Annotated in this window: 18 protein-coding genes and 3 pseudogenes; 8 read left to right on the forward strand and 13 right to left on the reverse strand. The window is 57.7% G+C overall.

Translation table 11 applies throughout. From position 1 onward, the window contains the following. Positions 1-219: 219 nt before the first annotated feature. On the reverse strand, positions 220-1,320 hold the full coding sequence (locus DSM110093_RS13365; protein WP_243265550.1) for an ATP-binding protein: 1,101 nt from the start codon (positions 1,318-1,320) through the stop codon (positions 220-222). A gap of 835 nt (positions 1,321-2,155) precedes the next feature. Here DSM110093_RS13365 and DSM110093_RS13370 point away from each other — a divergent pair. Beyond that, positions 2,156-2,584, forward strand: a pseudogene (locus DSM110093_RS13370) (integrase core domain-containing protein); the annotation flags it as partial. On the opposite strand, the gene DSM110093_RS13375 reads toward DSM110093_RS13370, so the two are convergent. The 10 genes from DSM110093_RS13375 to DSM110093_RS13420 all read right to left on the reverse strand — a co-directional run bounded on the left by DSM110093_RS13375 (position 2,577) and on the right by DSM110093_RS13420 (position 12,088). Then, entirely contained in the window at positions 2,577-4,103 is a 1,527-nt protein-coding gene (locus DSM110093_RS13375; protein ID WP_243264859.1) for an IS66 family transposase, read from the reverse strand. The pseudogene DSM110093_RS13370 and the gene DSM110093_RS13375 overlap by 8 nt on opposite strands. 54 nt (positions 4,104-4,157) lie before the next feature. Beyond that, positions 4,158-4,511, reverse strand: coding sequence for an IS66 family insertion sequence element accessory protein TnpB (gene tnpB / locus DSM110093_RS13380; protein ID WP_243264858.1), 354 nt, complete (start codon positions 4,509-4,511; stop codon positions 4,158-4,160). Beyond that, positions 4,508-4,903, reverse strand: a complete 396-nt coding sequence (locus tag DSM110093_RS13385; protein WP_243264857.1) for a transposase — start codon at positions 4,901-4,903, stop codon at positions 4,508-4,510. Before DSM110093_RS13385 ends, tnpB begins: the two co-directional genes overlap by 4 nt. 358 nt (positions 4,904-5,261) lie before the next feature. Next, on the reverse strand, positions 5,262-5,903 hold the full coding sequence (gene otnC / locus DSM110093_RS13390) for a 3-oxo-tetronate 4-phosphate decarboxylase (protein ID WP_243265551.1): 642 nt from the start codon (positions 5,901-5,903) through the stop codon (positions 5,262-5,264). After that, positions 5,900-7,153, reverse strand: a complete 1,254-nt coding sequence (gene otnK, locus DSM110093_RS13395) for a 3-oxo-tetronate kinase (protein ID WP_243265552.1) — start codon at positions 7,151-7,153, stop codon at positions 5,900-5,902. The genes otnC and otnK overlap by 4 nt, the downstream gene beginning before the upstream one ends. Before the next feature lie 22 nt (positions 7,154-7,175). Beyond that, complete coding sequence (locus DSM110093_RS13400; RefSeq protein ID WP_243265553.1) at positions 7,176-8,456, reverse strand: TRAP transporter large permease subunit; 1,281 nt, start codon at positions 8,454-8,456, stop codon at positions 7,176-7,178. Beyond that, positions 8,453-8,983, reverse strand: a complete 531-nt coding sequence (locus DSM110093_RS13405; RefSeq protein WP_243265554.1) for a TRAP transporter small permease — start codon at positions 8,981-8,983, stop codon at positions 8,453-8,455. Before DSM110093_RS13405 ends, DSM110093_RS13400 begins: the two co-directional genes overlap by 4 nt. After that, the gene (locus DSM110093_RS13410) at positions 8,980-9,648 is read right to left on the reverse strand and encodes a cyclase family protein (RefSeq protein ID WP_243265555.1); all 669 of its coding nucleotides are present in this window, start codon (positions 9,646-9,648) and stop codon (positions 8,980-8,982) included. Before DSM110093_RS13410 ends, DSM110093_RS13405 begins: the two co-directional genes overlap by 4 nt. Before the next feature lie 24 nt (positions 9,649-9,672). Further along, entirely contained in the window at positions 9,673-10,662 is a 990-nt protein-coding gene (locus DSM110093_RS13415) for a TRAP transporter substrate-binding protein (protein WP_243265556.1), read from the reverse strand. Positions 10,663-10,687: 25 nt separating this feature from the next. Continuing rightward, positions 10,688-12,088, reverse strand: coding sequence for a flagellar biosynthesis protein FlgA (locus DSM110093_RS13420; RefSeq protein WP_243265557.1), 1,401 nt, complete (start codon positions 12,086-12,088; stop codon positions 10,688-10,690). A gap of 200 nt (positions 12,089-12,288) precedes the next feature. Between DSM110093_RS13420 and DSM110093_RS13425 the strand changes: the two genes are divergently transcribed. The 5 genes from DSM110093_RS13425 (at position 12,289) to DSM110093_RS13445 (ending at position 17,006) form a co-directional block, all read left to right on the forward strand. Beyond that, entirely contained in the window at positions 12,289-12,990 is a 702-nt protein-coding gene (locus tag DSM110093_RS13425) for a GntR family transcriptional regulator (protein WP_243265558.1), read from the forward strand. Between the two features lie 113 nt (positions 12,991-13,103). Then, on the forward strand, positions 13,104-14,036 hold the full coding sequence (locus tag DSM110093_RS13430) for an amidohydrolase family protein (protein WP_243265559.1): 933 nt from the start codon (positions 13,104-13,106) through the stop codon (positions 14,034-14,036). Between the two features lie 28 nt (positions 14,037-14,064). Continuing rightward, complete coding sequence (locus DSM110093_RS13435; RefSeq protein WP_243265560.1) at positions 14,065-15,033, forward strand: tripartite tricarboxylate transporter substrate binding protein; 969 nt, start codon at positions 14,065-14,067, stop codon at positions 15,031-15,033. Positions 15,034-15,054: 21 nt separating this feature from the next. Next, positions 15,055-15,519 (forward strand): tripartite tricarboxylate transporter TctB family protein, encoded by a 465-nt coding sequence (locus DSM110093_RS13440; protein WP_243265561.1) that lies wholly within the window; start codon positions 15,055-15,057, stop codon positions 15,517-15,519. 2 nt (positions 15,520-15,521) lie between these two features. Further along, positions 15,522-17,006 (forward strand): tripartite tricarboxylate transporter permease, encoded by a 1,485-nt coding sequence (locus DSM110093_RS13445; protein ID WP_243265562.1) that lies wholly within the window; start codon positions 15,522-15,524, stop codon positions 17,004-17,006. Between the two features lie 249 nt (positions 17,007-17,255). On the opposite strand, the pseudogene DSM110093_RS13450 reads toward DSM110093_RS13445, so the two are convergent. Further along, positions 17,256-17,462: pseudogene (locus DSM110093_RS13450) on the reverse strand (transposase); the annotation flags it as partial. Positions 17,463-17,819: 357 nt separating this feature from the next. On the opposite strand from DSM110093_RS13450, the pseudogene DSM110093_RS13455 reads away from it, so the two are divergent. Next, a pseudogene (locus tag DSM110093_RS13455) lies at positions 17,820-18,028 on the forward strand (transposase domain-containing protein); the annotation flags it as partial. 131 nt (positions 18,029-18,159) lie between these two features. Here the strand turns inward: DSM110093_RS13455 and DSM110093_RS13460 are convergent. After that, a protein-coding gene (locus DSM110093_RS13460; RefSeq protein ID WP_243265563.1) for an IS3 family transposase occupies positions 18,160-19,367 on the reverse strand; the annotation gives its coding sequence in 2 pieces (ribosomal slippage) (positions 18,160-19,043 and positions 19,043-19,367; 1,209 coding nt in all). 348 nt (positions 19,368-19,715) lie between these two features. Between DSM110093_RS13460 and DSM110093_RS13465 the strand changes: the two genes are divergently transcribed. Beyond that, positions 19,716-20,609, forward strand: coding sequence for a helix-turn-helix transcriptional regulator (locus tag DSM110093_RS13465; RefSeq protein ID WP_243265564.1), 894 nt, complete (start codon positions 19,716-19,718; stop codon positions 20,607-20,609). The last annotated feature ends 129 nt before the right edge of the window (positions 20,610-20,738 follow it).

Genomic DNA, 20,738 nt, shown 5'->3' on the forward strand with positions numbered 1-20,738 from the left:
ACATAGGTATTACGTCTTCTCTTAAATTTATATCGCTATAAATCAATGACTTAAGCCTTAAAGCGACATTTAGGACCCCGACTTACGACACGAAAAAAACGTGCTACGACGCCTAAAAACCGTCTCAAACCAGAACCAATTCCCCCTTCTATAGTAGCGAAAACGAAAAAGCCGCCCAGAGGGCGGCCATTGTTCTGACAGGAGATCGGATCTGGAAGTTTACTTAGGGCGGCGCCTGTTGACCTGCCGTTCCTCTTCGTATCGCTGCAATGCTTTCATGGTATCAATCGTCGACCAGTGCTCGGCAACGAAAGGATTCAATTCTTCATCGCAGTCCATACGGATCTCGTAGGCGTCCGCAAAGTGCCCCATGTCAATGACGTCGCCTCCCTCTCCCAAGCATCCTCCAATTGCCTCAATCGCCATTTCAATGGCAACACCGAGCCGACCGGCGGACGCGTGGATAAGAATTCTGACGAATTCATCGTGAGAGAGAATGCCAGGATCAGAGATACCCGCATCTTTGAACAGCCGCTTAAGAGCATTGCGGAGCATCTGCCCGTCCGCATCAAATGTCATTGGGCGCATCTCCATGGGCCGCAGCCTGCGCTTCAGGGGTTCGTCCATATTGACCAAATGCTGGGCCTCTGGCGTTGCCGTCATAATGAGGCAGACCGGCCATTCTTTGTGCTGCATCATGTTGCGAAAAACCTTGAGGAAAGCCTCCACGCTGTCCTTGGTCTTGTAGCGCCCGCTGTCCTGAACCTCATCAAGATGAACAGCCGCAATACGGCATTCCTTCAGGTACTCCATGACCAGGTTTGTCAGATAAGTTTCATCCCGCCGCCCCTTCGCCGGGTGCCCCAGAGCATGCAAAATGGCGGTGAGACTTTCCTTAACGGTGGAGCGACCAGGAACGACAACACTCAAAATCCTCGTACCGAAACGCCAATTTCCAGACAGTTTCGTCAGCCCTTGGTGTTCCGCGATGACCTCTTCCGCAATCCGGGACTTGCCCGCCCCTGCAGGGCCGATAAGCACCGCCCCCTTGAGCTCGGTCTTTCCAACCCTCAGACGGGACTCACGCATGGCAAGAACGCCAAAAACACGCTCCCGAAAGCGGTGGTATGTCTCCGTCTTCTCGAAGTGATCTTCCAGACGCACAAGACGATCTGCCAGCTCAACGCTCTCATTAAAGTCGGCAATTGATTCCGGGCTAAACTGTGTGACGTAAAGGTGGTCAGCCGTGTAAGGCGCGGCACTAACAATGGCGTCTCCACCATCAATGTCGGTAGAAATTTCGGTGGAAGTATGAATCATGGCATAACTTTCTCGTTCGCGACCATCGTTAGATGACGCGTGATGTTGGGTTTCGGACTCGGAACAGACCTCGGTGGTCATTTGGCCGGGCTGACGGGATCAGTATTAGAATGTCAGCATGCCTAGGTGTGTAATCGAAAGTGCGTGCCATATCCGAGTGGCGACCTCTGGAAACACAACGCATTGGCGATACGGGTATTTATTTGTTGGCGGATATCACCACACCTGAACGTTAAAGCCTCCTTGTTTTGTTTGTTACGATGACACAAGGACATCATTGTGTTGATGCAATCTCAGACCGAGGATGCTTAGGGATGTGCCAGAACGGCGTTTAGACAAAAGATCGGTTCTGTTCAGCCTGCACCCTGCCCTTCTCATGTTTACGACAAATCAGAGGATCAGCCCGGCTTCCTAGAAACATCTGGACACCACCCCTCACGATTCGTCAATTACTGATTCAAAATCAATGACTTGCGAAAAATCCTGCCAGTCACATTTTTCCGCGTTAGTTACTTCACCCCTCTTCCTACAGGCTCCTCCTGCGTGTCGACGTATCATTCATTTCACCCTCGCAATTTTAAGTAGGTCCCCAAAATCCAATTCAGATGCCATATTTTATATAGATAACTCAACGACGCCAAGAACTGCTGAAGTGACAACTGAAAATCTGCTGCCAAAGGCTTGACCTCACGCTTGTCTGCCTATCGGTGCGGCTGGTACCTAAACTTGGGTGCCGGATACGTTTCGTAGCTCTGGATCAATAGCGAATAAAATTCTTCCACTCCCCCGCGCGTTAACTGCATGTCCATAGAGTAATCCCCCTAAAATTAAGACCGCCTGGGAGTTCTTGCAGATCATGCTCGAAGCAGTGCCTTATCGCGTCCACACCATTTTGACCGACAACGGCATCCAGTTCGCTGAGCAACCGCGCAATCGCAACACCGCATATTTAAGGCCAATGCGTTTCGACATGATCTGTGAGGCCAATGGTATCGAGCATCGCCTTACCAAGCCAAACCATCCGTGGACCAACGGTCAGGTGGAGCGCATGAACCGCACGATCAAAGACGCGACGGTCAAGCATTTCCACTACGATGACCACGACCAACTGCGCACCCACTTGGCGGACTTCATGGCAGCCTACAACTTCGCGCGCAGGCTCAAGACCCTCGGCGGTCTCACGCCCTACGAATACATCTGCAAGATCTGGACATCCGAGCCAGACAATTTCATCGTAAGCGGTGCGCCGATCCCACCTATTTAGCGTAATTCCATGGTAGCAGATCGTTGATCTGGCTTTGTTTGTGGCCTGCGACGATGGCAGTGACCGTATCTGTCAGATAGGCATGCGGATCGACACTGTTCAATTTGCAGGTCTCGATCAAGGAAGCGATGACGCCCCAGTTTGTGGCCCCGTCGTCGTGGCCAGCGAAGAGTGCGTTTTTGCGGTTCAGAGCTATGGGACGGATCGTGCGCTCCACTGCGTTGCTGTCCATTTCGATGCGGCCGTCGGTCAAAAACAGGCACAGCCCGTCCCAGTATTTTGCGATGTATTTGAGCGCTTCACCCAAAGGGGCTTTAGCAGACAGCCGCGCGCGGTTGGTCGTGAGCCACTCCTCAAACGCGACGATCAACGGTGCCGATTGGTCTTGCCGTGCTGCCAATCGCACCTCGGGTGCCAGACCCCGGATATCCTTTTCGATCAGGTAGAGCGCAGCGATCTGTTTCAGCCCGTCTTCGGCGATGGGGGCAGTGCCAGATTGTGCAACTTCGTGCAGTTTGCGACGTGCGTGGGCCCAGCAGTAGGCCAAGACGACATTGTCATCGGCGCGTTTGAGTAAGCGGTTATACCCGGCATATCCGTCCACTTGGAGGATGCCAGAGAAGCCTTTCAAAATGTCATCTGCATATTGGCCGGAACGCCCGGGCGCATATGTAAAGGCAACGCCCGGTGGAGCCGCTCCACACCAAGCCCTGTCATCGCGGGCCAGTGCCCAGAAGTAACCAGTTTTGGTTTTACGTTTGCCAGGATCAAGCACTGGTGCTCTTGTTTCATCCATGAACAATTTGGTTGAGCTTTTCAGATCAGCCATTAACGCATCGAAGACAGGACGGAGTTCATAGGCTGCCTTGCCGACCCATCCTGCAAGGGTGGAGCGATCCAGATCGATGCCTTGGCGGCTGTAAATCTGTGCTTGGCGATACAACGGCAAGTGATCCGCGTATTTGCTGACAACAACATGCGCCACCGTTGCCTCTGTCGGCATACCACCAGGGATAAGCCGGGCGGGTGCGGGTGCCTGAACAACCCCATTGGTGCAGGACCGACATGCATACTTTGGGCGGCGGGTAACGATCACACGGAACTGGGCGGGGATGATGTCCAATCGTTCAGACGTATCCTCACCAATCATATGGCGTTCAGCACCGCAGCCGCAGGTCATGCTATCGGGCGTAATCACTTCTTCAATACGCAGTAAATGTTTGGGGAATGAGCCACGGTTGGTATTGCGCGGTTTTGTCGGGCGCGATGCAGGTGGATCCACCGCGTCATCTTCAGCGTGGACCGCCGCCATCGCCGTTTCGATGTCTTCCAGCGCCAGCTCAAACTGCTCGGGATCGGCCTTCTCAGAGCGTGCGCCAAACAGCGCACGCTTGAAGTCAGCAACCAGTTTCTCCAACTGATCGATACGATCCTGCTTGCGCAGATTGCGGTCCTCTGAGGCGGCAAGCAGCGCCTTCAGGGCCTCAATATCATTAGGGAGATCGGCAGGTTTTGACATGGGGAATGACTACCATTTCCTGCACCTCAATACCTCTGCAAAAGACGGCCTGATTCATTCTGCCGCAGTCGGCGGACGCGCGGACAAAGCCCTTACTTTCCGCCAGTCCAATCCTGAGAATAGCGCTTCAAACTGGGCGTGGTTCAGCGCCATCAAGCCATCTTTGATGGCAGGCCAGGTGAAGATATGCTCCTCCAGCCTCTTGTAAGCCATGACCAGCCCGGTGCCGTCCCAATACAACAGCTTCAGCCGATCTGCCCGTTTCGAGCGGAACACAAATACGGTCCCCGTAAAGGGGTCTTTGCGTAACTCGTTTTTGACAAGCGCTGCCAGACCGTCATGACCTTTGCGGAAGTCTACCGGCTTGGTCGCCACAACGATCCGCACCCGGTTTGAAGGGAACATCATGAGGGCGCATTCAAGGCGCGAGCAATCTCGGCAATGCGCGCCGCTGATGTTCTTGCATCCAATCGCACGGTGACAGCACCACATATCAGATCCAACGGCGACAGCTGCGCAGGTTCAGGTGCCACATCGACATCCTCGCGCACAATCAGCGCTGCAAAGCTCGGTTCTTCAGCCAAAGCAGGCAGAACCAGCTTGCCCTCCCGGGCCATGCGCCGCCATTCCGACAAATGATTGGCCCGCATGTCATACCGCCGCGCAACTGCGTCCACCGAGGCACCCTCCACCAGCGTCTCGGCCACAATTTGCGCCTTCACCGCATCCGGCCACCGGCGGTGACCACGCGGGCCCACAACCAAATCAATGTTACTGAGAAACTCCGTTGAGCGCTCCATGGAGAAACTCCCTGATAATCCATCCGTCAGGGCTGAATCTCAGATCAGAGGCTCACAAGGAAGGTGGGGGCGGCACATCGCTTACATTTCATCCTAAACCCGATCCACCTGATGCCGGGACTGAACACCCAACCGCGCTCAGTCGTTCGTCGTAGCTGTACATGGACTATCTCCACAATAGTCCAACTTTTCGTCCGCACCCCCACTGGGTCAGTTCTCAGTGACAATCAACACGAATAATCTTGGTCGACCTGTGCCTTAAATTGCAACAAGCGCCTAAGTGGGGGGGGCGAGACGCTGGGAACTCACAGATGAGGTTTCTTACAAAAGCTCAAATTTCGATAGCAAATTGGCCTAACTACTTTTTGCGCAGGACTGCAACTTGGGCCGATGTGAGAGGCCGCGTCCGGTGCCCTTGCAACAATAAGAAAAGACGTGCTGTTTCCTCCAGTTCTTCGGTCGCATATTGAGCTTCCTCAAGGGAGCGACCGGCAACCACTGGGCCGTGATTGGCCAGCAGCACCGCGTGGTTTTCGCCCGCCTCTTCTTCGACGGCGCGGGCAAGCATTTCGTCACCTGGCGCAAAATATGGGATCAGCGGCAGGCGTCCGACACGCATGACGTAATAAGCGGTAAGCGGAGGCAAGACATCGGCTGGATCGACATCGGACAACGTACTCACGGCGACTGAGTGGGTCGAATGCAGGTGAACCACCGCGTTCGAATGAGGCCGCTGACAGTACATGCACATGTGCAAGAACGATTCCTTGGTAGGTTTGTCGCCATCCAAAAAGGCGCCCGACGCGTCGAATCGCGACAGCCTAGCAGGATCAAGCGCGCCCAGAGACGCATTAGTCGGCGTCATGAGCATCGATCCGTCAGACAGTCTGACGCTGATGTTTCCAGTCGAGCCAAAGGTCAAGCCCCTGTCGAATATCGACTTGCCTACGGCGCAGATACGGTCGCGCGACTTGGTGGCCTCAGAAATGGTTCCGCTCATGCCAACATGCCCCAAGCTTTGATGAAGAAATCTTCGCTTCCGAAATTGCCCGATTTGAGCGCGAGGCACAAAGGTCGCTCTGAATCCAGCGCGGCAACCCAAGGCACGCCTGGGTCGATCTCTGGGCCGATCTGCAGCGCCGATATTCCAAGCGCAGCGACCACCGCACCCGAGGTCTCGCCCCCAGCCGAGATGATGCGTGTAAAGCCCTGCGCGGCAAGGCGCGTGGCCACGCCCGCCAACAGATCCTCTACAATCTCGCCTGCGCGCATCTGGCCTAGTTCCGCCTGAGCCTGAGCCACTACGGCAGGATCGGCGCTAGAATAGACCAAAGGTGGCGTGGCGGCGCTCTGTGCTTCGACGAAATCCACTACCGTTTCGCGCGTGGTCTCGCCACTGGCGATCTTTAGTGCATCAAGGTGCAGCGTTGAAACGCCGGCTTTTTTCGCAGCGATAATCTGGCGCCGGGTCATGGCAGAGCATGAGCCGGCAAGGATCACGCCGCGCCCGTGCGGCGCGGTAAAACCCGCGCCAGGCGAGAGGGCACCAACTAACCCGCGCTCGCGATAGACCTTTGGCAGGCCCATGGCGGCAGCCGAGCCGCCCGTGATTAGCGGCAAATCCGCCACCGCCCGCCCGATGGTTTGCAGGTCGTGGTCGGTGATCGCGTCAATGATGGAAAGGCCTGGCCGAAGAGCTCCGACGATTGCTTCATGGCCCTGCTGGACCGTCTCGTGCGGGATTAGATGCACGGGCTTGTCGGTCTGCCGTGACAGAACCTGGACCAAGTCGGAATCGCGCATTGGGGTCAGGGGATGGTCCTTCATGGGGCTGTCCGAGATCAGTTGATCGAATACAAACAGATGACCTTTGTAGACCGTCCGCCCGTTTTCGGGAAAAGACGGGCAGACGATGGTGGTGTCCGTGCCAACTTCTTCCATTAAGGCTGCCGCCACTGGGCCGATATTGCCTGAATCAGTCGAATCGAAAGTAGAGCAGTATTTGAAAAACAATTGCCGCGCGCCGGCTGCCTTTAGGGCCCGGGCAGCGGCGAGGCTTGTCGCAATAGCCTGGTCAGCGGGAATAGTGCGTGATTTCAAGGCGACGACGACAGCATCGGCCTTCTGTGCGATAGCATCAAGGCTGGCCGGTACGCCTATAACTTGCACTACACGCATCCCGTTCCGGGACAGAATCAGCGCAAGGTCGGTTGCGCCGGTGAGGTCGTCCGCGATAGCTCCGAGGATCATGGGGGCTCTCCGTAAGGTTTGCTCAGTGCAGCCACTGGCCAGGAATAATTACGATTTGCGGGAAAAGCACCAGTAGTAGCAGCAGCGCGATCTGGACCAGAATGAAAGGCGCAACCCCCCGCACCACGTCGGAATAGCGTTGCTTGGCGACCGCACAGACCACGTTGAGCACAGCGCCCACCGGCGGGGTAAGCAAGCCGATGGCTGCTGACATCATGAAGACGACGCCGAAATAAACTGGGTCAATGCCCGCCTGTTTCGCGATGGGTAGCAACACCGGGGTCAGCACTAAGATCGTCGGAATGAAGTCTAGTGCAGTTCCCACAGCGATTACGATAACTACCATTGCAAGCATTAACAGGACTTGGTTGTCGCCCAATGGCCCGAGCAAACCAGCAAGTTGTTGTGGCACGCCCGCGATGGTGATCGCATAGGCGGTGATCCCGGCAGCAGCGATCAACAGCATCACCGCGGCGGTGGTGCGTACGGCGTTGATCATGCAGGCATAGAGCGCCTTCAGGGTTATTTCCCGATAGATAACAGCACCGGCAAAGATAGCGTATACGCAGGCGACTACCCCCGCCTCGGTTGGGGTGAATACACCAAACTTGAGCCCGCCGACTATGATCACTGGCAGCATCAGCGCAACTAACGCGGATAAAAATGCGGACCAGATCTCAGGTCCGGACTGGCGAGGGAGCTTCTCCATGTCCTCGCGGCGGCACATCAGCCACCACGTCAAGGTGAGCGCCAGCGCCATGGCGAGGCCGGGTACGATGCCCGATAGGAACAGTCGTGTAATCGACACATTGCCTGCGACGCCGAACACGATGTAACCGATGGACGGTGGGATGACGGGAGCAATGATGCCACCAGAAGCAATCAACCCCGAAGCCCGTCCCATGGGATAACCCGATTTGCGCATGATCGGCACTAGCATCCCGGCAAGGACGGCCGTGTCTGCGATGGCGGAACCCGATAGGCTGGCTAGCAGAACGGCAGTGACAATGGCGACGTAGCCAAGACCGCCTCGCAGGTGCCCTACGAGTGCTAGGCCAAGGTTCACCAACCGCTTTGACAGCCCGCCAGCATTCATAATTTCGCCTGCGAGAAGGAAGAAGGGGATCGCCAACAGCGGAAAGCTGTCGGCGCTGTTGGTCATCTGCAGCGCAATGGATTGCCAGTCAAGAAAGCCAATCTGCCACAGCATTGCGATGCCAGCGAGCATCAGGCCAAAGGCGATGGGCACGCCTGCGGCGATGGCGACCAGAAGGACGCCGAGAAAGATCAAGATGACACTCATGCGCCGGCGCTTTCTTCATGATGCGCCGCTGGGGGCAGCCCAAAGGCCGCGCCAAGCGCGTTGCAAAGCGCGATCACCGCAATGCCGATCCCGCCCAACCAGGGCGCGGCATAGGTGATCGCCGTCGGCAGGCCAGACACCGGCGCGGTGTTGATCCAATTGAGCTGCATCTGCCCCCATGCGCCGATCACCAGAACCAGCGCGCTGAACAGGATGGCTAGATTTCCAATCACCCGCACTAGGCGCTGCGGCCCCTTGGGTAATGCCTCGACCACGAAATCGACGCCAAGCTGCTGGTGTCGCCGCGACACCGCGATTGCACCGACAAAGGCGAGCCAGACGAACATCATGCGGCTAATTTCGTCGGTCACGGTGATGCCGCTGTCGAACCCGTAGCGCAGGACCACATTGCTGAAGACCAGCACTATCATCGCCGCCAGCACCAGCACCAACAGCGCTTCGAGCGCCACAAGCGCTTGATCGGCGGCGCGGATCACGCCCGTCACAAAGGCGGGGGGACGGGTCATGCGAGCCCCTCGATGGCAAAGATGCGCGCGGGCGCGCCGTCGGCATTGCAGATCTTGAGCGGCGCGGCGCATAGAAAAGTGCGCGGCCCCTTCAGCGCGGCAGTGTTTACCACGTATTCGATCAGCGTCACCCCGGCACGTAGCAGCACGTCATGGGTCACATGCTCTTCGTCCGGGACGCGGATACCGTCGAGAAGAAGGCGAATGGGGTAATCCTGCGGGAAATCCACGGCCACGGCGCTGGGTGCCAGCGACAGAAGGTAGTCGGCAGCGGCGCGGTTCAGCCACGGCGCCTCGGTCCAGAATTCACGGGTCTGGTGATCGCGCTTGCGATCCCATTGCGTAGCAAGCAGCAGGATCTCGCCCGGCGCACCACCCGGATCGGCGGCCTCCAGGGTCTCGGCCCCGATCTCTTCGTCTGGCGCGACAGCAGAGATGTCAAAGATACGGGCCGGCCCCACCACCCGGTTCAGAGGCGTTGCCTCTATGGTGGGACCGGCTTCGATGAAATGCGCCTGCGCATCCACATGCGAGAAGCCATGACAGGTTGTCGACAGCCGCGTGACGCGGAACTGATCTCCGGCCTGCTTGTCCCCTTTGACGGAAATTTCGGGGGCCCAGCGGAAATGCGGCCCGACCGTCATGCTCAGATCGACGATATCCATGGTCTTCTCTCGTGTTGTGTGAGGTCAGGCGGCGGCGGCATTGATCCGGTCGATCAAATCGCTTCCGAACTCATCGGCAAAGGTTGCCTGCACCGGTTCCGACACGATGGCGCGGAAAAGGTCGCGGTCGGGGGTCTCGACCACCTCCATGCCCTCTTCCTTGAGCGTGGCAAGGCTGCTGCCTTCGCGTTCGACGTTCATCGCGCGCTGACGGCGGGCGCCCTCTTGCGCGGTTTCAATCAGCAAGGCGCTGCGGTCCTCGCCCATCGCATCAAGCTTGGCGGCGTTAGTCACCAGCGGCGACGCGGTAAAGGCATGCTGCGTCAGTGTCAGGTACTTCTGCGCCTCGTGGAACCGCGAATTCAAGATCAGCGTGGTGGGGTTTTCCTGGCCGTCGACTGCGCCCATCTCGAGTGCCGTAAACAGCTCTGTAAAGGCCATCGGCGTGGGCACCGCACCAAGCAGGCGGAACGCCTCGATATGAGCCGGGTTCGGCGTGGTGCGGATCTTGAGGCCGCGAATGTCCTCGGGCGTCTCGACCGGACGGCGGCTGTTGGTCAGGTGGCGCCAGCCAGTTTCCCAAAGAGACAGTGCAAAAAGTCCGGTGCCTTCGAAATCAGCTCGTAGCTCGTCGCCGATCTCGCCGTCGAGGACACGAGCGATGTGGTCACGGTTTCGGAAGAGATAGGGTAAGTCTAGTACGTTAAGTTGCGGCGCAAGGCTGGTAAAAAACGGATTGCCCGTGACCATAATGTCGAGCGATCCAGCACGCACCGAGTTGATCATCGTCGGATCATTTCCAAGCAGGCCATTAGGGAAAACCTGTAGTGTGATCTCGCCACTGGATTTCTCTTTCAGCGTCTCGGCCATCCACAGGGCAGTGTCCTGCCAACTGTCGGATTCGGGGTGTGGATGGCCCATGCGCAAAGCGAGGGTGCTTTGCGCACTCAGGATTGCAGGGCTTGCAAGCGTTGCGGCACCGGCCGCGAGAAAGCTACGTCTATTAAAAGTCATTGGTATTCCTCCCTTGGTATGTCGTTCAGGCGTTCTTGTAAGCATTGAAAAAGCGGGCATCTTGAGCCGCGCGCAGCCGCGCCAACGGGCTGTCCTGCGGTATCTCCAGGTCGCACATACGGATCATAGCACCTGCCTCGACATTGCGCGCGAGGCGGCAGTTGGAGGCAAGGTAGAACGGCGCTGGACTGTCAGCATCGAGCGCACTCGCTGGTACCATTCGGGCCGATACGCCCGAAATGGAATGGTGGTGGCCGCCCATTCGCAGCTCGTGCCCGACAGACAGCGCAGTATCGGCAAAGGCGACGAGATCGAAATGATGGCCGGGGACAGCTGCGCCGCTCGACACGCCGCGCAGCCCGACCTCGAGGATCGAGGTGGCCGCTTCTAGGCCAAGCAGGTGGCGCGGAATGAAAATCATCGCAGTTCGCCCACTGCGGCTGACCACATGCCCCTTGCTGCGCAGCATTTCCCAGGTGTCGCTATGGTCGCAACGAAGGACGACAAAGACGCCGCCTGCAAAGCTAATCTCGCCTGGCGCCCGCAAACAGTGGAAGACGTCGAGCATACCTTTGCTGTTCAAAATACCGCCATCCTCTACAGGGCAAAGAATATCCGGCACCTCGTCGATGCGAGCGATCGGGCAATGCAGGTCTGCGCGATCCGGTCCCATGCCACAGGCATTGGCAACTACTGTCATTTCACACAGGTCCGGGACGGCGCGCTGGGGCAGTTCCCGGGCTGCTTCGGCGCGGGCCGCTACGATCTCTTCGGCGCTGAGAGACCCCATCTGAGCGAAAGGGGCGAAGTTGGGCACATCGAAGCGGACGTTATTGCATAAGATGGTGTCGGTACTGGGGTCATGCACAAAATCGTATTCGCTTGACTTGCCGGCAGCGACGATCTCGAAACCCATGACTTGCGCCCAAGTGATCAATCCAATGAGTAGACTCGGCTGATCGCCGTCCACCGGCGTGACTATCAGTCCCTTCTCCGCCGCCATGGCGGCGAGGCCGGGGCCAACAACGCTGTCGACCTCTTTGGAGACCATAGCGACATGTTTGCCGGCCATTATTGCAAGCTCGGCGTGACGCGCACCATGTACCGGGTGACCAGTCGCCTCGACGGCGACATCGAAGGGAAGGTCAGCGACATGAGCAAAATCTGCCGCCGCGATGAAGCACCCAGCCTCCCAAGCAGCGCGAGCCGTTTCGGCATCGCTGCAAACCTTGATCCTGTTTTCGGGAATGCCGACGTCGCGCATCGCGGCCGCGGCAGTCTCCGCGTCCACGTCGACGCCGATGCGTACCTCCATGAGAGGCACCCGGAGGCCCTGCGATAGGAAGCTGCGGCCGAAGCCGCCGGTGCCGATGATGCAGGTGCCGACAGCGCGATCAGCCCCGGCGAAATAGGTATGGTGGTTCATCAACCGTCCTCAAAAGTGTCGAGATTGCATCGAAGAGCGGCGCTTTGGGCCCTCATTGCACGCAATGCCGATGTTTACCTTGACAAAAGCTCGATTAAATCTGCCTTTTCGGCTATATTGCATTCAAAACAACTTCAGTCAACAGCCTTGCGGATCGCCGCCCCAGAATCTACTCTGATTGCATGCAATGGAGAGGACCCATGGGAGAGAACAGGTGGCATGCGCTTGCAGAAGAAGTCTCGGCATGGCCGCGCGGGCAGCGGTCAATTTTAGTGACGAACTTCTTACGCGACCTGATCGTCAGCGGCGACATCCCGCCAGGTGAGCGCATCAACGAACGCACATTGACCGAACGACTCGGAATCTCTCGAACGCCACTTCGCGAAGCGTTCAAGATCCTAGAGGGCGAGGGGCTGGTGTCGATCCGTCCCAATGCAGGAGCGACGGTGGTTCAACTGTCCGCAAGGGATGTGGAAGACGCTCTCGAGATCTTGATCGGCCTTGAAAGCATTGGCGCACAGCGGGCCGTTGAGCGCGCAACTTCCTCCATGATCGAAGAAATATCTGAACTAGATGCCCGGATGGTTGAGGCTTTCGGGCGCCGCGCCCTAATGGACTATTTCAATTTGAACCAGCTGATTCACCAGAAAATCATTAATGCAGCTCAGAACGACGCGCTATCGCGTGTCTATGCCAGCGAGTCGGCCCGCATTCGGCGCTTTAGGTTCGTCGGCAATCGAGATCATGCCCGTTGGGCACAGGCGGTCAGTGAGCATGCCCAAATCCTGGATGCTCTAAGGCGGCGCGAAGGCCCCCTCCTCCGCGAACTATTGCGAGCACACCACCGCGCAGGCTGGAAGGTTGCGCGCAAAGCCCTGCCCGCCCCAGACAATCCTACGTAAATGCATTCAAAATGGGCAACTGAGGCGCACTTTTCAAAAAGAATCTTTGACATTAACCTTGCATTGCATGCAATGTGCGCGAACACATCGATCGTTCGGGATTAGGAGGGGACGTGTCGACACCACCAAACATCCACGCGCTTCCAATCGTAGATGCCCACTGTCATGTTTGGGATTTGACCCTAGGAAAGCATCCTTGGCTGGCGCCAAGTGCGTTGCATCCGCATCGCTACGGGGATTACAGTGCCGCGAAAGCCAATTTTTTGCCGACCGATTATCGCGCCGCAGCAGCGCCCTGGGTCATCACCGCCGCCGTTCACATGGAAGCCGAGTGGACCCCGGATGACCCATTGGGAGAGGCTCGGTGGATTTCCGAGTTAAGCAAGCATACAGGTTTTCCTGCGGCAATGACGGCACAGGTTTGGTTTGAGAAAGCAGATTCCGCCGATCTAATCGCGCAACAGGCGGCCTTTCCGCTTGTCCGCTCGGTCCGCCAAAAGCCGAAAGCCTTCGCGAAGGCGTCGGATTGGGCACCGGATCATCGCCTGGACGGTTCGATGAATAGCCCGAATTTCCGCAATGGCTATGCCGCTCTTGCAGAATACGGACTGCATTTTGAGCTTCAGACACCCTTCTGGCACCTCCCGGACGCAGCGGCGCTGGCAAAGGATTTCCCGAATACTCTGATCGTTATTAACCACGCCGGAGTGCCTGGCGGATTTGACCGCGCCACGCTGGATGCTTGGCGCGTGGCCTTGGCGCAGGCGGCCGCGGAACCGAACGTTTGCATCAAGGTGGGCGGGCTTGGGATGCACGGCGGCGCACTGCCCCGCGATGCCCGGCGCGAAATTGTGCTGACCTGCATCGAATTGTTTGGCGCAGAACGCGCCATGTTCGCCAGCAACATGCCAATCGACGGGCTGTTCTTCAACTTCCCCGACCTGATCGCGGAGGCTTTCGAGACTACGGCGCAGCTGCCTGAACAGGCCCGCCGCTCTTTCTTCGCCGGGACCGCGGCGAAGGTGTACGGGCTGGATTTGCCCTAAACGAATTTACACTAGGGAGGAGACCCACATGACCACTATCACCCGCCGCGGCGCCGCCGCGCTGATCGCAGGACTGACGTTTGCTGCTGGCGCCGCTGCAGCCGAATACCCCGATCGTCCGATCCAGCTGATCGTGCCCTATCCCGCCGGAGGGGGCACGGACATCGTCGCGCGCACTTTGGCCAACGAGCTTGAAAATGAACTCGGCCAGCCAGTCACCGTAATCAACCGCGCAGGCGGTGGCGGCATTCCGGGCCAGACCGCCATCGCGCGCGCGCGCCCTGATGGCTATACGATCGGCCTGATTGCTTCTGATATTTCGCTTTACAGCCCGCAGGAGCTTTCGCCGCTCACTTACGCGGACATGACCGCCATCGGCCAGACCAACGAACTGCCTGGCAGTGTCACCGTCAGTGTCGACAGTCCTTACCAAACCATGGAAGAGCTGGTCGCGGCGATCCGCGAGAATCCCGGCACCGTCAAGGGCACTGGCGCCGCTCCGGGGGCAAGCTGGCACGCAGGCTTCCTTGGGCTGATGTTCACACTTGGCTTCGATCCGAAGGATGTCATCTGGGTCCCGACCCAAGGCGGCACCAAAGGTCATCTCGACGTGGCGGCGGGCAACAGCGATTTCTCGACAGCCTCGTTGGTTGAAGCCCGCGCCCTGGTTGAAGGTGGCAAGCTGCGCCCGCTGGCAACCATGGCATCCGAACGGATCGATCTGTTCCCCGAAGTGCCGACCCTGATCGAACACGGTATCGATTATAGCTACGGGCTTTGGCACGGCGTGACCGGGCCGAAAGATCTTGACCCCGAAGCGCTTGACGTGCTGAGCCGCGCCGTCGAAGCTGCAGCCAACAGCGACGCTTTCGTCAGCACTCTTGAAGAGCGCGGCTTCAAGCATGTGTGGCGTCCCGGAGTCGAGTTCGAGGCCTTCATGGCCGAAGATCTGGGCAAGATGCAAACCATTTTCGATAATCTGAACAGCGGCAACTGACCGCAGGACAGGGGGCGTCCAATGCAGATCCAGGACACGGCCATCGGGCTGCTTCTTTCCGTGCTCGGGGTGACGGTGATCTGGCATGTGGGCAGCTTTCCAATGGTCGCGGGCCAGAACTATGGCCCGGACCTGTTCCCCCGCCTTGCGGGGATCGGCCTGCTTTTTTGTGGAAGCGGGCTTGTGCTGCGCGGGGTCCGCGCCAGGAACGGGATCGTGACGCTTATCCCAGGAACCGACACGCGGCGCGGCATCATCGCTGCGGTCTATATTGTCGCCTCGGTGCTGAGCATCGTGGTTCTTGCCGAACCGGTGGGGCTTCAGATCCTCGTTTTCGTCATCGTGTTAAGTGGGCTGTTGGCGGCCTGGCGCCGCCCACTCGCCGCGTTGGTGCTGGCATTGGGCCTGACGGTGGCCTTCGACGCCATTTTTCGACTGCTGCTTCGGGTGCCTCTACCCTCGGGCCTGCTTGAAGGAATGCTTTGAAGATGTTTCAAGATTTCCTGTCCGCAGCCGCACTGGTGACAAGCCCGGACACGCTCTTGTCCATCGTGATCGCGTCGTTCTTCGGCTTTGTCGTAGGAGCGCTTCCCGGATTGACTGCGACGATGGCCGTGGCTCTCCTGATCCCGATCACCTTCCTGCTGTCGCCCATCGCGGCCATCGCGTCGATCGTGTCTGCCGCCGCGATGTCCATCTTTGCTGGAGATATTCCCGGCGCGCTACTGCGCATCCCCGGAACCCCCGCCTCGGCTGCCTATATGGAGGATGCTCACGCGCTGGTCCTGAAGGGCGAGGCAGGTTACGTGATCGGTGCCTCTGCCGTGTTTGGACTGGTCGGCGGCACCATCGGGACAATCATCCTAGTCGCCGCCTCGCCCCTACTGGCAGATTTCGCGCTGAGCTTCTCGAGCTTCGAATTCTTCTGGCTGGGATGTCTTGGCCTGAGTTGCGCGGTACTTGTGGCGGGGGACGACCTGCTTAAGGGAATAGCCGCACTGATGATCGGACTTCTGATCGCAAGCGTAGGGATGGATTACACTACGGGCTATCCTCGTTTTACCTTCGGAACTTGGGTGCTGCTCGAAGGCATTTCCTTCATCCCGGCGTTGATCGGCATGTTCGCGCTTCCCGAGATCCTGCGCCTCCTGTCCAGCAAAAGCGGGCCCCGGACGCTGCCGGACGCGGCGCCGGGTTCTGCCCCGTCGAAGATTTCCAAAGCCGGGCGACGCTATTGGTGGACGTCGCTGCGCAGCGCCGTGATGGGAACCGGGCTCGGATCATTGCCGGGCGCTGGCGCAGATATTGCCGCCTGGATCGCCGTTGCGGTGACACGGCGGTCGACGAAAGAGCCCCAGCTTTGGGGCAAGGGCCATATCGAACCCATTGTCGCTGGTGGATCGGCCAATAACGCGGCGCTTGCGGGGGCTTGGATTCCCGCGCTTGTCTTCGCCATCCCGGGCGACACGATCACCGCTATCGCGATTGGCGTATTGTATCTAAAAGGCGTGAATCCAGGTCCAATGGTGTTCATCGAAAGCGGCCAGATGGTCTATGCCGTGTTTTTGGTGTTCTTCCTTGCCAACCTGTTGCTGCTTCCTTTCGGCTGGCTCGGCATCCGCTTGGCGGGGCTGGTTCTGCGCGTGCCGCCGAGCGTCATCGCGCCAACGCTGTTGATCCTCGCCTGCCTAGGCGCTTTTGCGATCGACAACGACGTGACCGGCTTACTTGTAATGCTCTGCTTAGGGGTGCTGGCGACGATCATGAATGCATCTGATCTGCCGCTTGCTCCGGTGGTTCTCGGAATCGTCATGGGGCAAATTGTTGAAGAAAATCTGATGCAGTCACTCATTAGCACGCAAGGTGATCTCCTAGCCTTCTTTGATCGACCTGGCTCTGCAATCCTCGGAATCTTAACTCTTCTCATATGGAGTGGCGCCTTGATCAAAGCAGTGCTGCGGTTAAGGGGATAAAGGCCGCTAATTTGAGGCCAATGCCGACATGGAACTTTCTTTGCAGAATTACTTAAAAAATTCCGATTGATAAGGTAATCCCCCCTAAAATTAGTGGTGATGGATTCAGGCGGTCACTGCAACACCTGCTCTAACTTACACGCTGGTATGAGAAACCCTAAGGTTTTCCGTGGCCGATTGTTGAGTTGGTTTGCGACCTCATCCAACTGTTCCTGTGGTGTGCCCCCATCGGGTGGTCCAGTTTGAATGTTAGTGCATAGTCGGTCTTTGGTCTATCGGGACAATGCTCTTGGGCGCTGACGGCCGGTATCCTAAGGCGCTGTGGGGCCTGACCGTATTGTAGTGACGCCGCCAGCGTTCGATCAGGATCTGGGCTTCGCGTAATGTTGTGAAGACCTCGCCGTTGAGCAGCTCATCCCGGAAACGGGCATTGAAGCTCTCGCAGTAGCCGTTCTTCATGCGCCGCTTTCCCGGCTGAACAGGGGTTCTGGAGGGTGCAACGACGTCGCAGACATGTCCGAGTCCGAGAAGATGGCGGTGCAAGCCATAGCCGCACGGACCTGCTTCATAGGCAAAAGATATCGCTTCAAACCTGACCGACAATTTCTTGACCATTCGATTGATGGCGGTCGTCTCGTGCGGGATTGAACCCAAAGAGCAAACCTCGCCGGATCGTTCGCCTTCAGCAAAAGCCACAGCGATTGTATCCTTGTGTACATCGAGACCCACATAGGCATCAAAATTATCCATAACAGTTCTCCTTTCCTCGCCGCACAATTATGCACTGCAGTCACGGAAAACGGTCATCTCATCTGGCTCTTTGCAGGGGCCGACACAGGTGCGGAAACCTTGGCCCGCGCTATGACTATTATCGAGACGGCAAAGCTAAACGGGCCGACCCACAGGCATATCTCGCGGACGTTCTCGACCGCATCCACGACCACAAGATCAACCAGCTGGATGAGCTGCTGCCGTGGAACTGGAAAGCGTCAAACCCAGAAGCAAGCAGTCAGGCCGCATAATCCGCGGTGCCAATGGCTTGGTTACGACATTCCCCTTGCCCGCCCAGCGAAGGGCATTTGCCGCGCTATCGACACCGCTCGCATGATGGAACTGATGAGCATGCTGGACCGGCCCCCGTTTCACCGGACACCTAAGCGGTTTCGGTTTTGGCCTTGATGAACTCGCGAGGCGAGCGCCATTTTAGGCCGCTGTGTGGGTGGTTGTCGTTATAGTCCTCGATCCATTCTCCTATCAAATTCAAAACGGTTTCGGCATTGGGTAGTGGATTGACGCGCACGTAGTCGCGTTTGAGCGTCTTTACGAAGGCTTCGGACATGCCGTTGGATTGCGGGCTGGCGACTGGGGTGAAACATGACTTCAGGCCGAGCTGGCGAGCGAAGATGCGGGTTTCCTTTGCTGTGTAAGCGCTTCCATTGTCGGATAAGACCTCGACCACCTCTGGCGCACGATAGCTGCCGAAGCGTTTCTCGACCGCCTCCAGAAGCATGTCACGCACGTCCGAGCCGCTAATCCCGGCATTGGCGACGGCCCGCCAGGCAATGATCTCACGATCATGAGCATCGAGCAGAAACGCCGCGCGGATAATGTCGCCATTCCAGCAGGTGAACTCCAGCCCGTCAGAGCACCAGCGCAAGTTCGACCGCATCATGATGACCTTGCCATCATGGGCGCGTTCGGGCCGGTCGAAGCCGGATCGCTCCAGCAGCAGGTGATTGGCCTTCATAATGCGATAGACGCGTTTATGATTTGCCGGGGCAAGGCTTTCTGCCTTGAGTTCCCGGTTCAGCACTGCACAGATCCGGCGGTAGCCATAGGTTGGGCGCTCCGCCACCAAACGCTCGATACGTGGCAAGAGCGCCGCGTCCTGAGCTTTATAATAGCTCCGACGCGGCTCCGTGTTTCCCCTCTGCCGTTCATGTAGGTTCGAACGGGATACGCCTAACGTCTGTGCCACCGCCTTCACCGGGAACCGCCCGGTTTGAGCGACTGCGCAAGCAAGGTCGGTTTTTTTGAGCGGGACTTGTCGAGCGCTTCCTTCAAGATCTCCACTTCCAGCGTTTTGCGTCCCAGCTGGCGCTCAAGCTCCCGAACGCGGGCTTCCATCTCTCGAACAGCCTTATTGCTGGTCACGCTGTCATCCCCTGTCACAGCGACACTCCCTCCCTCAAGCATCAATCTACGCCAACGATACAACAGATTAGGCGCCACGCCATTACGACGAGCAACGGCGGAAACGCTATCCCCGTCGTAGAGGGTCTCTTCAACGATCCGCAGCTTTTCAGCCGCAGACCAGCGTCGACGGCGCCCACCATCAGTAATGATTTCCATCTCAGACATAAGCACGTGCTTAAGGCTATCCTTAAGCCTCCTTGGTCAGTCCAAGGTGTCCGGTCGAAATGGGGGCCAGTTCACATGCCCTCCGTCCGACCCTGAGGAGATCCATCATGACAAGGTTTCCAATCTCGAGATGGGGTGTCTTTTCGAAGAACTAATTCGCCATTTCTGGGAAACCTCCAATAAGACCGCCGGTTAACATTTTGCCCCGCGCTAAGTTGTCCGTCTTATCGTGGTTCTTCTCCTGGCGAACGATGAGGAGGCAATCTCGGGTGCGGGGATCATCCGCCGGGTTTATGATCCAGCATGCGGCACCGGTGGCATACTTTCAGTGGCGGAAGTAGCCACGGAATGGACACTGCTTGCCATGCCGCCCATAGTGGCACCGGTTTCAGTCTAGGAGCACTCGAGATGGTGGAAGACAGCTTTCCAGAGAATCTTCGGCTGCTTTGCAGCTACGCTCATTCGATCACCGAAGTGTGTGAGAAGCTGTCGATCAACCGACAGCAGTTTCATAGGTACCTGAACGGAAAAAGCCGACCCTCGCACAGGAACTTGAGGAATATCTGCGACTTTTTCGGGGTCGAATTGCACGAGATTTTCATGGAAAAGGGAAATTTCAGCACGTTGATTTCTCTGCGCAGCCCTCGTGGACCCGAGATCGATCCGTTCGGCAATTTCATCGCCAAATTGCACAGGGTAAACCCGAACGCGCGCCGTGATATGGCAGAGTATATCGGCTATTATAGATGCTATTTCCGGCAGGTGGAGTTTCCCGGAATGATGCAGTGTTCTCTGATGCGGATGTTCGCCGACCGGGGGTTTGTCTATATATGGAATATCGAGAATTACGGGGCATCGAAGCGGCGGGCGCGGAACCTTCTGTTCTATACCGGAATCGCCTTCCATAACGGTGAGCGTATCATGGTGCATGAGCGCGAAAAGCGGTCCGGGCAGATGATGTGGACCTCGATCCTTTACCCGTCGAGGATGGATCAGGCCTCGCTTATGACGGGACTGAGCCTTGGGGTCAGCAGTGCGATGTCGCGGGATATAGCATGTTACCGGGTGGTGTGGGAGGCGCTGGGGCCTAGGGTTGATGTCCGCTCAGAGATCCGGAAATGTGGTTTGATCAGCCTCGATGATCCGTCAATTCCGTCGGATATCCTTGCAGCGACCCGTAACGATTCCGACCCCGAGGACCAAGTATTCACAGGCCGGCCTTGGGATATTTTCACATCCTGACATACTGTCGCGACATGTAGCTTTTCCCACTACAGAGCACGACTTTGATTCGCCCCAGTCTAGCGCATAGTGATGCGTGAAGGCCGGGCCCGGCCTGTGGTGCGGCAACATTCACGTCGCACGGCTCAG

The sequence above is a fragment of the Sulfitobacter sp. DSM 110093 genome, from assembly GCF_022788715.1.
Taxonomy (GTDB): Bacteria; Pseudomonadota; Alphaproteobacteria; order Rhodobacterales; family Rhodobacteraceae; genus Sulfitobacter.

What these genes read in the sequence shown, in the direction of transcription:
- otnK (WP_243265552.1), bottom strand. Translation starts at nt 7,153, where the DNA reads ATGATCCTCGGAGCTATCGCGGACGACCTCACCGGCGCAACCGACCTT.
- DSM110093_RS13415 (WP_243265556.1), bottom strand. Translation starts at nt 10,662, where the DNA reads ATGACTTTTAATAGACGTAGCTTTCTCGCGGCCGGTGCCGCAACGCTT.
- DSM110093_RS13400 (WP_243265553.1), bottom strand. Translation starts at nt 8,456, where the DNA reads ATGAGTGTCATCTTGATCTTTCTCGGCGTCCTTCTGGTCGCCATCGCC.
- DSM110093_RS13420 (WP_243265557.1), bottom strand. Translation starts at nt 12,088, where the DNA reads ATGAACCACCATACCTATTTCGCCGGGGCTGATCGCGCTGTCGGCACC.
- DSM110093_RS13445 (WP_243265562.1), top strand. Translation starts at nt 15,522, where the DNA reads ATGTTTCAAGATTTCCTGTCCGCAGCCGCACTGGTGACAAGCCCGGAC.
- DSM110093_RS13465 (WP_243265564.1), top strand. Translation starts at nt 19,716, where the DNA reads ATGGACACTGCTTGCCATGCCGCCCATAGTGGCACCGGTTTCAGTCTA.
- DSM110093_RS13365 (WP_243265550.1), bottom strand. Translation starts at nt 1,320, where the DNA reads ATGATTCATACTTCCACCGAAATTTCTACCGACATTGATGGTGGAGAC.
- tnpB (WP_243264858.1), bottom strand. Translation starts at nt 4,511, where the DNA reads ATGATGTTCCCTTCAAACCGGGTGCGGATCGTTGTGGCGACCAAGCCG.
- DSM110093_RS13375 (WP_243264859.1), bottom strand. Translation starts at nt 4,103, where the DNA reads ATGTCAAAACCTGCCGATCTCCCTAATGATATTGAGGCCCTGAAGGCG.
- DSM110093_RS13405 (WP_243265554.1), bottom strand. Translation starts at nt 8,983, where the DNA reads ATGACCCGTCCCCCCGCCTTTGTGACGGGCGTGATCCGCGCCGCCGAT.
- DSM110093_RS13410 (WP_243265555.1), bottom strand. Translation starts at nt 9,648, where the DNA reads ATGGATATCGTCGATCTGAGCATGACGGTCGGGCCGCATTTCCGCTGG.
- otnC (WP_243265551.1), bottom strand. Translation starts at nt 5,903, where the DNA reads ATGAGCGGAACCATTTCTGAGGCCACCAAGTCGCGCGACCGTATCTGC.
- DSM110093_RS13435 (WP_243265560.1), top strand. Translation starts at nt 14,065, where the DNA reads ATGACCACTATCACCCGCCGCGGCGCCGCCGCGCTGATCGCAGGACTG.
- DSM110093_RS13385 (WP_243264857.1), bottom strand. Translation starts at nt 4,903, where the DNA reads ATGGAGCGCTCAACGGAGTTTCTCAGTAACATTGATTTGGTTGTGGGC.
- DSM110093_RS13440 (WP_243265561.1), top strand. Translation starts at nt 15,055, where the DNA reads ATGCAGATCCAGGACACGGCCATCGGGCTGCTTCTTTCCGTGCTCGGG.
- DSM110093_RS13425 (WP_243265558.1), top strand. Translation starts at nt 12,289, where the DNA reads ATGGGAGAGAACAGGTGGCATGCGCTTGCAGAAGAAGTCTCGGCATGG.